The sequence below is a fragment of the Candidatus Cloacimonadota bacterium genome (assembly GCA_012516855.1).
Lineage (GTDB): Bacteria > Cloacimonadota > Cloacimonadia > Cloacimonadales > Cloacimonadaceae > Syntrophosphaera.
The window spans coordinates 1-12,043 of record JAAYWB010000021.1; the positions used below are offsets into that span (position 1 = coordinate 1).

General features: G+C 53.5%; 8 protein-coding genes and 1 tRNA gene. 1 reads left to right on the forward strand and 8 read right to left on the reverse strand.

The genetic code is table 11. The features are described from left to right. On the forward strand, positions 1 to 1,631 hold a 1,631-nt coding region (locus GX466_02035; protein ID NLH92989.1), incomplete at its 5' end, for a T9SS type A sorting domain-containing protein. A gap of 230 nt (positions 1,632 to 1,861) precedes the next feature. Here GX466_02035 and GX466_02040 read toward each other — a convergent pair. From GX466_02040 to GX466_02075, 8 genes are all read right to left on the reverse strand, one after another. After that, positions 1,862 to 1,937 (reverse strand) — tRNA-Phe (locus GX466_02040). 112 nt (positions 1,938 to 2,049) lie between these two features. Then, positions 2,050 to 3,342, reverse strand: a complete 1,293-nt coding sequence (gene mtaB, locus GX466_02045; protein ID NLH92990.1) for a tRNA (N(6)-L-threonylcarbamoyladenosine(37)-C(2))-methylthiotransferase MtaB — start codon at positions 3,340 to 3,342, stop codon at positions 2,050 to 2,052. After that, entirely contained in the window at positions 3,339 to 3,947 is a 609-nt protein-coding gene (locus GX466_02050) for a phosphoribosylglycinamide formyltransferase (GenBank protein NLH92991.1), read from the reverse strand. Before GX466_02050 ends, mtaB begins: the two co-directional genes overlap by 4 nt. Further along, complete coding sequence (gene aspS, locus GX466_02055; GenBank protein NLH92992.1) at positions 3,914 to 5,695, reverse strand: aspartate--tRNA ligase; 1,782 nt, start codon at positions 5,693 to 5,695, stop codon at positions 3,914 to 3,916. The genes GX466_02050 and aspS overlap by 34 nt, the downstream gene beginning before the upstream one ends. Positions 5,696 to 5,715: 20 nt before the next feature. Continuing rightward, a complete protein-coding gene (locus GX466_02060) occupies positions 5,716 to 6,954 on the reverse strand; it encodes an MFS transporter (GenBank protein NLH92993.1) in 1,239 nt (412 codons plus the stop codon). Beyond that, positions 6,951 to 8,027 carry a DNA replication and repair protein RecF gene (gene recF / locus GX466_02065; GenBank protein NLH92994.1) on the reverse strand — a complete coding sequence of 359 codons (1,077 nt, stop codon included), beginning with the start codon at positions 8,025 to 8,027 and terminating at the stop codon, positions 6,951 to 6,953. Before recF ends, GX466_02060 begins: the two co-directional genes overlap by 4 nt. Before the next feature lie 3 nt (positions 8,028 to 8,030). Further along, on the reverse strand, positions 8,031 to 9,197 hold the full coding sequence (gene dnaN, locus GX466_02070; protein NLH92995.1) for a DNA polymerase III subunit beta: 1,167 nt from the start codon (positions 9,195 to 9,197) through the stop codon (positions 8,031 to 8,033). A gap of 121 nt (positions 9,198 to 9,318) precedes the next feature. Beyond that, positions 9,319 to 11,877, reverse strand: a complete 2,559-nt coding sequence (locus GX466_02075) for a M6 family metalloprotease domain-containing protein (GenBank protein NLH92996.1) — start codon at positions 11,875 to 11,877, stop codon at positions 9,319 to 9,321. Positions 11,878 to 12,043: the final 166 nt, after the last annotated feature.

Sequence of the window (12,043 nt, forward strand, 5' to 3'; positions counted from 1 at the left end):
GAAAGTTACGATTTGCGATTCTCCTGATCCTGCCGTTCATGCCTCTGAGCCTCATTTATGCAGTCAACGATATGCCCATCGTTGCTTTCTTTCAGGGAGAGCATCATCAGTCTAGTTTTGGACGCTCAATGGTTTCTTTGGATTTTAACCATGATGGATATGACGATTTGGCAATATGTTCATCAGGTTACGGTTACATTTACCCTGGGACAATACATAGAGGACATGGAAAGCTCTATATATATTTTGGAACCAATGGATTCAACTCTAACACTTCTCCAGCATTAACTTATGAAGGCACTTACGATAGTACAAGGGTTGGCAGACAAATAAAAGGTATCTTCAGGGTTGGAGATGTCAGTGGAGATGGCTTTGATGATCTCTGTGTGTACGTAGAAGACCACATATCCTGGAACGAGAGTTATAAAAAACTGCTCTTTTTCTACGGAGGCACCGCCAATCTGGATAATCCTGATTATGTGATAGAACTATTTGGTAGCGTCTATCAGTTTGGTTGGGTGTATCGGTTAGGGGATTTTAACGGTGATGGTTGCGAAGACATGGGATTCGATTACATGCATTATCCTTCCTATCAGATTAGACAGTCAATTATATATGGAGGGTCATTTCAAGAAAAAGTTGTTTCTAATGGAGAAGCAAGTTATTCTTACTCATGTTCAATCCATGGCATCGGTGACATCAACAACGATGGCTACGCTGATTTTACCACGGCATTTGCCACTCCGGCCACAAATCCAACCCACAACCTGATCCGTCTTTATTATGGCAATGCTGCCGGGAATATTGATAATCCGATAACGCTTATCTATTGCCAGTATGGCGTCTCCAGGGGCAGCAAACCCCTGGGGGACATGAATGGCGACGGTTATGACGACTTCATGGGATACATTACTGATGAGGGGATGCATGCCTGGCTGGGTGGAACGAACATCAACTACGCTGTGCCTGATTTTGATATGGACCCGCCTTGGTATGGCGGAGAGTTTCAACGCTCGCTGGAGCATGGCGATTTCAATAACGATGGTTACGAAGACGCGGTTGGAGCGAAATTTGGGAGCGGGTTCGCGGTCTGGCTGGGCAAACAAAATGTCAACGGAACTGCTGATTATATACAGTACAACCCGGGGTATGAGAACTACGGCTATAGCCTGGTAACCGGAGATTTCAATGCCGATGGTTATGACGACATAGCCATAGCCGCATCACATGAATACGATCCCTGGCCAAGCGGCAATTTCAATGGTTATGTTTGGGTTTATGGAGGCAATGCCGAGCTTGAGGATACAACCGTCGGGGTTGAAGACTATCTCACGCCTGCAGTCGGGGCTCCGGAACGGCTCAGGGTGTTCCCCAATCCGGCCAGGACAGGGGATGTAGTCACACTCAGCTATGAAGGCGCGCCGCCGCTGAAAAGCGAACATTGTGAGGTCAGGCTGTTCAACATCAAGGGACAGGAGCTGTATTCCGGCAGGGCCAGCAGGCATCACAAAGGGCAAGGCTTTGATCTCTCCAAAGAGGCTCTGGACCGTTTGCCCGCCGGGATTTACCTTATCAGCCTGAATCCTGGTAACGGCAAAACCGCCACTGCCAGGCTTGTGGTGGCTGAATAAAGCTTCCTACCAAATCGGGGGCCTGGCGTCCAGCGAGCCCGTGAGCTTGGACTACAGGAGTTGCTGCTGTCGTCGATGCTCGTCCCTCGCTCGACGCCAGCAGGTAGCTCTGAAGATCAGGACTGTCCGTCATTCCAGTGCTTCCCCCTACTCCAATTGAACTTGAGCCCCAAAGTTTTCGTCAAGTCCCCAAACAAAAAAAGCGCTTTCATCAAGCGCCTGAAAGTTACTGGTGGCGAGACCCAGAATTGAACTGGGGACACAAGGCTTTTCAGGCCTCTGCTCTACCGGCTGAGCTATCTCGCCACAAGTGAAAGCATCAACTTTTGGAGCCGGGATTTTGTCAAGACAATTATCCCTTGTGACGGCTCCGCCGCTGTTTGGAAAAAGGGTTTGAGGGCTGTTGGGCTGAAACGGTTCAGATTTGGCCGGGCGTGGGTTCCAGCAGCAGCCCATCCTCCCATAACTTGCTGGGGATGCCCTTCAACAGGGAGCCAGGAGTATAATCGCCGGCAGCGTAGGCGCGGATGAAATGGTCGGAAAGACAGGTGGCAAGGCCATTGGCAACCTTTTCGCAGACGCCGCGGAGAGGAGTTTTGCTTTCCAGCAGCATCTGGGTGTAAGCTCGCTTCTTTGCATCGCTCAAAGCTGTAAGCTGCTTCACCCGGCGGTTTTTGACCAGATTCGGGATCTGGCCCGGCAGGGTGTCCGCGGGGGTGCCCCAACGACGGGAAAACGTAAAGGCGTGCAGATAGGCGATGTCGAGCTCGGAGAGGAGATCCAGGGTGATTTGGAACTCGGCTTCCGTTTCGGAAGGGAAACCCGCGATCACGTCGAGCCCAATTGCCGCGTCCGGCCAGGTTTGCAGAATGCTGGCGATCAGTTCCTTGAATTCAGAGGTTTGATAATGTCTGCCCATGCGCTCCAGCACGCTGTCGCAACCGCTTTGAAGAGGGATGTGGAAGTGGGGGCAGAGTTTGTCGCAACGGCTGATTCTCTCTATCAACTCAGGGGTAAAGAGCATTGGCTCGAGCGAACTGAGGCGGACGAGATCAAGTCTATCGAGCTCCTGCAGGGCTTCCACAACCTCAGCCAGGCCGTGGGTTCCATCTCTGTAAAAGCCCAAATTGACTCCACCGAGCACGATCTCGCGGTATCCGTTGGCCACGAAAAGCCGGGCTTGGCCAAGCACATCGGCAAAGCTGGCGGAACGGCTGTTTCCGCGTCCGTAAGGCACCGCGCAGTAGGCGCAGCGGAAATCGCAACCATCCTGTATTTTCTGGAAGGCGCGGCTGTGCTCGACCATCCGGGTCACGGAACGGTAAGCGAAATCCCGACAGAGCATTATGTCCTGAAAGCAGTTGTCTGTCGCATTGAGAAAATGGGCGATATCGGGCTTGTTCTGGTTGTCCACGATTAGGTCTATTGGTCCCAGGTCCCTGATCTCATCAGGGTTGCGCTGGGCAAAGCAGCCGGTCACCACGATCTTCACGGCGGGGTTTTGGGCTTTGCGGGCCAGAGCCTTACGGATAAGGTTGCGGCTCTTGAAATCTGTCCTTCCTGTTACCGTGCAGGTGTTGATGATATAAACATCGGCTTCGTCTGAGAAGGGAACGGCGCTGTATTCGCCAAGCGGGAACTGGGCCGCGATGACAGCGGATTCATAGGCGTTGGTTTTACAGCCCAGCGTGGCTATGGCGACGCGGATCATGTGAATTTCCGACGCAGGAACCTGTAAATCGCCCGGGCGTAGATTCCGTGCTCGATCTCCAGGACCTTGGCGGCGATAGCTTCCGGCGAATGGCAGTCCGAGATGTCAACCTGCCCCTGGGCAATGATTTCGCCGTGGTCATATATAGGGTCAACCAGATGCACGGTGGCGCCGGAAAAGCGCTCTCCGGCGTCGAAAACAGCCTCGTGTACCCTGATGCCGTACATCCCCTGTCCTCCATATTTGGGCAGTAAAGCGGGATGGATGTTCAGCACCGGAATTCCGGTCCGGTCAAGAAAAGCGGGGGAGAGCAGCTTCATGAAACCGGCCAGGGCAATCAGTTCGATCCGTTCCTCAAGGCAAAGCTCCAGCAGCCGGTTTTCAAGGGTCTCCTGGCAGCGCGGATTAAGTATATGGCAGGGCAATCCCAGATCAGAACAGAGCTGCACAACCGGAGCTTTGCCGCTCGAAGCAGTGGCAAAGGCTATCTTCAGCGGCAAGCTGTTCTTGGTAAAAGCCTTGTACAGCGCACGCAGATTGGAGCCGCGGCCATGTCCGCTGGTAAGGACCGCTATTCTCCAGGCTTTAGATGCAACTCTTTCCATTGGATTTCGGGCACCTCAGAAGGCGCGCCGCTCATGAGGTCCGCTGCCTTCAGGGTTTTGGGAAAGGCGATCACGTCGCGGATGGATTCAGCTCCGGTCATGATCATCACCAAACGGTCTATCCCTGGCGCAATGCCGCCATGAGGCGGGGTCCCGTATTTGAGGGCTTCCAGGAAGAAGCCGAAGCGTTCCTTAAGTTCATCTTCGCTGAAGCCCAGGATGTCGAAAATCTTTTTCTGCAGGTCGTAGCGGTGGCAGCGGATGCTGCCGGAGGAAAGCTCCATGCCGTTGCAGACCAGATCGTAGAGTTGGCCGATGATTTGGCCGTATTTTTCAGGCTGGTCCAGCCAGGGAATGTGTTCCTCACGGGGCAGGGAGAACATGTGGTGGGCCGGCTCCCAGCGCTGCTCTTCATCATTGTAGGCGAAAAGCGGGAAATCGGTGATCCAGGCGAAAGAAAACAGGTTTTCCGGGATCAGCTTTTGCCTTATAGCCACTTCGTTTCTAAGGGCTGCCAAGACCTTGGCCGTCATATCGTAAGAATCTGCCACGATGGCGATAAGGTCTCCGGATGCGGCTTCCGTGATTCGGATGATGTCCTTCGCCTCAGCTGGGGTGAGAAACTTGCTGATGCCGGCTTCCAGAGCGCCATCCACCACTTTGGCAAATGCGATGCCCTTGCCGCCGTTATGGCGGGCCACTTCCACCAGTTCGTCCTGCTGTTTGCGGCTGTAATCGGCGCCGCCGGGGATGGCCAGGGCCTTGATCACGCCGCCTGCTTGCAGGGCGCTTTTGAAAACCTGGAACTCAGATCCTCGCAGGCTTTCACTTAGATCCTTCAATTCCAGGCCGAAGCGCAGGTCAGGCTTGTCGCAGCCAAAGCGCTCCATCGCCTCCTGATAGCCCAGACGCGGGAAGGGGAGTTGGATTTCGATATCCAGGACCTCTTTGAATAGACAGGCCAACATGCGTTCCAGAAGGTCGAAAATCTGTCCCTGGGTAACGAAACTAAGTTCGATGTCCAGTTGGGTAAATTCCGGCTGGCGGTCGGCCCGGAGGTCCTCATCGCGGAAGCAGCGTGCGATTTGGAAATAGCGGTCGAAACCGCCAATCATCAGGAGTTGTTTAAACATCTGGGGTGATTGCGGCAAAGCGTAAAATTTGCCCGGCTGGACCCGGCTGGGAACCAGATAGTCGCGCGCGCCTTCAGGTGTGCTCTTCATCAGGATGGGGGTTTCGATTTCGTAAAAACCTTCTTCGCAGAGGAAGTCGCGGATGCTTTTCACGATCCGGTGGCGGGTTAGGATCACCTTTTGCAGCGCGGGACGGCGCAGGTCCAGATAACGGTAGCTGAGTCGCAGGTCCTCTTCGGCCATTGCCACTTCCGTAAGCTGGATGGGCAGAGGCTGACAGTCGTTGAGGATAAAAATGCCGGTGGCGATGATCTCGATCGCACCGGTTGGCAGATTGGGATTGATGTTTTGGGGATCGCGGGCTGAGACGGTGCCGGTGACAGCTACCACATATTCGTTGCGGAGTTTCTCAGCCTTGCGGAAAATCTTCTCCGCTTCAGGCCGGATCACGACCTGCAGCAGGCCTTTCAGGTCGCGCAGATCGATGAAGATAAGGCCACCCAAATCGCGGCGTTTGTTCACCCAACCCATCACGGTGACCGTTTCACCCACGTTTTGGATGGTGAGTTCGCCGCAATAATGTGTTCTCCTGAGATTAGTTAAGTTATCCAACATAATGTGTCACTTTATTCCAGTTAATTGAATTCGTATGTTTTGCTGAGGGATTTGCCCCGTTCCAGATTCACTTTCTGCAGAATAAACCAGCCCAGGATAAAGAAAGCGCCTAGTGAAACTATCGCGTAGCGCTGGTTTCCAGTCACGCGGGTTAGGTTGCCGTAAACGAATGGTCCAACGATCGCTGAAATCCTGCCCACGAGGGTGTAAAAGCCGAAAAACTCAGCCTGCCGGTCCAGCGGGGTAAGAATCGACAGCATGGTGCGGCTGTTGGCCTGGCTGCTGCCGATGGCGAGTCCAGCAACCAGTCCCAAGGCGTAATATTCCTTTGCCGAAGTGCAGAAAAAAGCCCAGGCTACCACCCCGATCCAGACAAGGATGGAGACGCTGAGGGAGAGGCGGACGTTGTATTTGTCGGAAAGCCAGCCAAAGGCCACAGCGCCGATCACCGAGGTTACCTGCGCGATGATGAAGAAGATGATCAGGCTTTGCTGGCTCATCTTGAACTGGTTGCCGCCGAAAATGGCAGCGAAGGCTATAACCGTGTAAATGCCAACGTTATAGAGGAAATAGCTGAACAGGTAGCTCAGCAGATCCGGCATTTTGCGGATATGCTTCAGGGAGAATACGATGCGGTTAACCGCCACTTTCAGGTAATTGGTTTTTGGGGTGGCCACTTTCTTTTCCTTGAGCAGGATGAAAGTTAGCAGTGAAAAGAGGAAAATATGCGCAGCGTTCATCGGCCAGATCCAGCGGTAAGCTCCTTTATTCACCAAAAGAAGCGCTACCAGCAGGGAAACCAAGCCACCCAGATAACCCAATCCCCAGCCTAAACCGGAGATTTTACCAATAGTCTCAGGCGTACTCACTTCCGGCAAAAAGGCGTCGTAAAAGACCAGAGCGCTGTTGAAAGAGAAATTGGCGATGATAAAGAGAATCATGCCCAAGATGTAATCGCCTTTTCCGGCGAAGAAGAGCAGAGCGGTTGAGGCGATGGTGAGGTAGGTGAAGACGAAGAGGAATTTCTTTTTGGAATGGGAATAATCTGCCATCGCGCCCAGGATGGGAGCTGCGATCGCGGCCAGGGTCATGGAGATCGACACGGCCAAAGACCAGTACCATTCCCCACCTTCGGGACGTCCGGCGGCGATGCTGTTCACAAAAAACACGCTGAAAACCACCGTCACCATCACCGTGGTGAAAGCGGAATTCGCGAAGTCATAGAACATCCAGCCAACGGAGCTTTTACTCAGTTTCAAGCGGTAACCTCCATAAGGTCCAATCTTTGCAAGCCAGGCCATTCCAGGCAGAGGTCCTCCCTGGGGCTGGCGATGAATATCTGGTAGCGGTAATCCACAAATTCGGCTATGCGATGGGCATGGTCCTTGTCCAACTCGGCGAAAACATCGTCGAAGAGCAGGATGGGTCTGATGCCTGTGAGTTCCTGGATCAGGGCTGCCTGGATTAGTTTGAGGATGATCACGGTGATCCGTTTTTGGCCTTGGGAGCCGTAAGTTTTCAAGTTGTGTCCATTCAAGCGGAATTCGTAATCGTCAATGTGGGCCCCGGCCAGGCTTCGCTGGTAGCGTTTTTCCCGGGATTCCAGGACTGCCAAGGTCTCGATCATTTGCCCGGCTGTGGCAGGATAGTCTTCATTAAGATGGGGCAGATAAAGCACGCGGATGTCTTTCACCTGTTCGGAAACCTCTGGATAACGCTGCGCGAAAGCCCCGTTCACGAGTTCAAGGTAGCGCTTGCGGTAATCAAGCACCTCCAGTAGCAGGGAGCAAAACTTCGTGTCCCAGGCCAGCTTTTCCTCACGGGTGTAGGGACGTTTGAAGAGGCTGTTGCGCTGCTCCACCACGTGCAGGTATTCGCGCAAAGTGGTGATGTAGGGCGGATAGATCTGGGATATGGCCAGATCGAAGTACTGGCGCCGAAAGCGGGGATATCCGCCCACCAGGTTCATGTCTTCCGGAGCGGCGTAGATCACCTTTATGTTTTCGAAGATCCGGCTTAGCTGCTTTACAGGAATGTCATTGATTTTCAGCAGCTTTCTGCCCTGCTGCCAACTTATCTGCACCTTCAGGTCGAGGCCGGAGTCATCCTCGAATTCGCCCCGAACGCTGAAGAAATCTGTGTTTTCCCGCTTCAGTTCGTGATCCCGGTGAAAGCGCACGGATTTGCCCAAACCGCAATAGGCGATGGATTCAAGCAGATTGGTTTTGCCCCAGCCGTTGGGTGCGATCACCAGATTTCCTTCAGGCCGGAGGCTGAAACTGGCTTGTTCGTAATTGCGGAAATTGGCCAGGCTAAGTTGTTTCAGGATCAATCGCTACGACCGCAGCGGCATCAAGAGGAAAGTGATCTTCTGATTTTCGTGCAGCGGTTCGTTGTAAACCATCATCGGTTCCCTGGAGCCGCCCAGCTTGATGCAGACCATGTCCGTGTCGATTGCATCCAGAATCGACAGCATATAGCGGAAATTGAAGGAGATGGAGGTCTCGGAGCCGGTGAATTTGAAGTCTTCCACAAATTCCTTGGCGTCGCCGGTATCGCGGTCGCTGGTGTTGATTTCGAAGCGTTCGGAATCGATCTCAAAGCGAATGCGGTTGTTGTCTTCCGGCGCCACCAGAGCCACGCGGCGGATGGATTCCTGCAGTTTCTTCTTTTCCACCACAATCTGGTTTGGCAAATCGGCCATGAAGGCTTTCTGATACTCAGGGTATTTATGCTCCAGGATATTGGAAACGATGGTGAAAGCGCCATAGGAGAAGATTATTTTGTTGCGTTCCATCAGCACCTTCATTTCCTTGATGGAAGAGTCGAAAACCTTTTGCAGGAAGTTCAGGGTTTTCACCGGAATCACCTTCTCCAGCAGCTGCTCAGAAGGCGCGTATTGGAAGACAGATTCTTCGCCCTCGGCTTTTTCCTGCTTCTCCCGGGCAGTGTTCGGGACAATGATCTCCGCGACTTTGCGTCCGTCCGTGGCGGCCATCAGGTTCGTCTTTTCCATAATCTTCCAGCAAACACCTGTGAGCACCGCGCGGTTCACATCGGTGGAAACGGCGAAGGAGGTTTTGCTGATCATGCGATTGAAGGTCTCGGCATTCACGATGGTGGCGTTTTCAAGCTTGGGTTCCGGCAGGATCGGAAACAGGGTGTGGTCGGCACAGAGGATGTTGAAATCGATCTTGGCGCACTGGATCATCAGCAGGTCTTCGGTTTTCCAGAGGTCGATAACCGTGGGTGGCATCTGCTGGATGATTTCGTTGAAGTGCTTGGCAGAAACGGCGATGGTGCCGCCTTCGCTAACGGCCGCGTTAAAACGCACGTCCACGGTTAGTTCCAGATCGGAGGCAGTGATTTTCACCTCGCCTTTGTCGGCATTTGCTTCGATCAGGTAGTTGGTCAAAATGGGAGAGGTGGTCTTGGCGGAAATGATTCCCACCAAGTGTTGGATGTGGTGGACAAGTTCTTTCTGCTCTATCGCTAATCTCATGTCTTCCCCTTGTTTACAGTAATTCTATTTAAAAACCACCAAATTTGGCAATTGGCTGTTTGTCAACTGATTTGTGGACTTGGCATTTTTTCTGGTATCGGAGAAATGGCTCCTGCGGCCATTAATCTGTGAACGCTTGCACCTTGTAGAATTTGTGGCGCTCCGTGCCCGGAGGAATGCTGTACTGGGGCTCATAGACAGTTGCAGAAGGTGTGTCCGGCCAGTTGGTGGGATCATCGCTGGCAAAGACATGATAGCCGGCATATCCCGGAAGCGCTGACCAGACAAGGTTCAGGCCTCCTGAACCTTCGGAGATCGCCACCTGCGGCGGAGCGGCGCTCAGGGTCCCGAAACTCCAGATGGAACAGTCCAAGGCTTCACCGCCGGCGTTGTAAGGAACCACTTTCCAGTAATATGTGGTTTCCGGCGCGAGCAGGGAGCTATATTCGTAACTGGTGACAACACCCAGGTCCTGACCATTCAGCAGATTCGTGGGAGGGTTGTCGGTTCCCGGATAAAGCTTATATCCTGTGGGGGAGCCCAAAGCGGGCTGCCAGCTGAACTGGCAGTCGGTGGCAACGTGGTTGGCCTGGTCTGTAGGGCTCAGGCAGTTAGTTGGGAAAGGTACCTGCGCCACTTTGATATTGTCCAGAAACATATTGTAGCCCGCAGCGCTCACAGCCCGGAAGATAACGTAGTAACTGCCCGCAGTATTTATAGGCAGGGGGTAAATATAATTTTTCCATCCGGGTGTGGCTTCGGTTGGAGCTTGCTGCCTGGCCCGATGGATTGTTCCCAGCAGGCTTGGCGCACCGTTCATGTTCGCTGAAGTATTCAGATATACTTCGATCTTATCCAGCGCCGTGCTTTGGTTCGCGTCCCGGTACATCCAGAAACTCACCGCGTGGGCGTGGTTGACGGCGTCGCCGACCACGATTCTGGGCGTGATGAGCAGGGCGGAGTAACCAACCGGGGCTATATCGCTGTTGTAGCGCAGCATACCGGCTCCGGATTGGGGGCTGCAGGATGGATTTGTTCCAGAGGTAACGCGTTCAAACTGATAGTTTCCCGCCTCGGCGGATTTGGCCCATCCCAGAGGGGGAAAGTCGGTGGCGTCAAAACCCTGCAGATGAGGGTTCACGCTGAAATCGAACACTGGCGGGCCCAAGCGGAAACTTATGGTATTACCAGCGCTGGAGCCAATTTCGCAGATGTAGAGGTTCCCGGCTGAACCATCTTGCAAAAAGGGAGTCGGATTGGTTGTTGAGTTGATCGCCGTGCGCCCGGTTTCAGAGCTGAAGTTTGCAGTGTTAACGTTTCCATTTACAGTGGTCGTCCCGCCCGGCCGGTAGATGTAGAGTTCGTCAGGAGGCCCGTCCGCGTTACCGTATTCTACTGAGTTGTCGATCCTGTAAACGATCAGTCCCGAACCCGGGAGGGAGCTTTCAAAGGTTCCAGTCTTCTTGCGGAACTCCACCACATAGTACTGGCTGGGGTTATTGGAGTTGATCCGGAAACACTGTCCGGTGGCCGAGGTCAGCGGATTTAGAGTGTAAACCCCATCCTCGCTGAGGGTGGGAATGCTATCTATCCAATCGCCGTATTTGTATTTCATAAAAGCGGTCATGTGCTGGGGAGGATTAAAGTTCGTATCCATCAGGTCCCAATTCCCGGCGGGGTTGATGCCGTTGCTTACGTAATGATACAGGTCGGGCGCGCCCAGGGTGTGGAAAAACTCGTGGCAGATAACCCCTACGCTGCGGTTGGCCAGAAAATCCTGGAGCTGGAAGTTGAAGTCATAGACCCGCTTGCCGTTGATGTACACATAGCGGTCATAGAGGGACCAGCGATGCGGCCAGAGCAGGCTGGACCATTCTCCCGCGGCGCCTTTCACGATATAGACCACGTTGTCAACCCGGCCATCACCGTCGGAATCGATGTTCAGGCTGCTTGGTATCTGGGAGCGCACGCCGTTCGTAGCGTTTTGGAGCAGTGTGAATTCTCTGCTCCTGCGCTGATAATCTCCGCTATAGCCTGTGGGATTGGTGGCGGCGTTGTAGGGCTGGTAATAAGCCCGGGGATGGCTGTCCTGCCAGGAGACCACATATCCTCCGGAGGGGGTGGGATAAAAGTGTGTGTTCACAGTCAGTTGGTTGTAGCTGGCTTCCAGGAAGTAGTTTTTCTGGGAGTTGGTGGAAGAGTTGAACCAACCGTCATAAACGCTGTTTTGCTGGCCGAATTCCGTCTCATCGGAGAAGCGGATGTAGATCACCAGGTTGTTGATGGTTCCGGTGGTGGGCGCGTCCCGCTCTGCTGGCATGGGGAAACGCTCTTTGCGCCTCTGTTTGTAAAGCTCTTCGCTGATGTTGATGCCAGGCTCAAGTCCGTATGCGCGGGGGTCGCCGTTACCCACTATTAGGGGCCCGGCAGCCACGTCGTCCCCGTCCTTCACAGCGTAGCAGAGCCAGCCGGTCTGGGGATGGCGGATGATGGTGAAGCCTTCGGCATCGTGAAGCCAGTTGTGGAATTCGTCACCGCTGGCAAAGAGTTCCAGCGTCGTTCCGTCGGGTTGGGTAGCCTTAATTTCCATCTTGTCGATGTAGGCCCCCTGCAATCCGCAGGTCAGGGCCAAAAACGCCAGAATGGCGGCTGTGGCGGCGAGTCGGGTAAGTCTGTTCACTTCTCATTCTCCCACTAGGATCATTTTTCTCAGTTTATCCGGCTGGCGATATCCGTCAATGTTTTTCCCGCTATCCCAATTTTTCTCTGCAAAATGATACCATCATATTCCGTCCTTTGCCCCTTCCCATTCACATCCCATTCACTACCCGCTGAGTTCCCGTTCA

What these genes read in the sequence shown, in the direction of transcription:
- mtaB (NLH92990.1), bottom strand. Translation starts at nt 3,342, where the DNA reads ATGATCCGCGTCGCCATAGCCACGCTGGGCTGTAAAACCAACGCCTAT.
- GX466_02050 (NLH92991.1), bottom strand. Translation starts at nt 3,947, where the DNA reads ATGGAAAGAGTTGCATCTAAAGCCTGGAGAATAGCGGTCCTTACCAGC.
- aspS (NLH92992.1), bottom strand. Translation starts at nt 5,695, where the DNA reads ATGTTGGATAACTTAACTAATCTCAGGAGAACACATTATTGCGGCGAA.
- dnaN (NLH92995.1), bottom strand. Translation starts at nt 9,197, where the DNA reads ATGAGATTAGCGATAGAGCAGAAAGAACTTGTCCACCACATCCAACAC.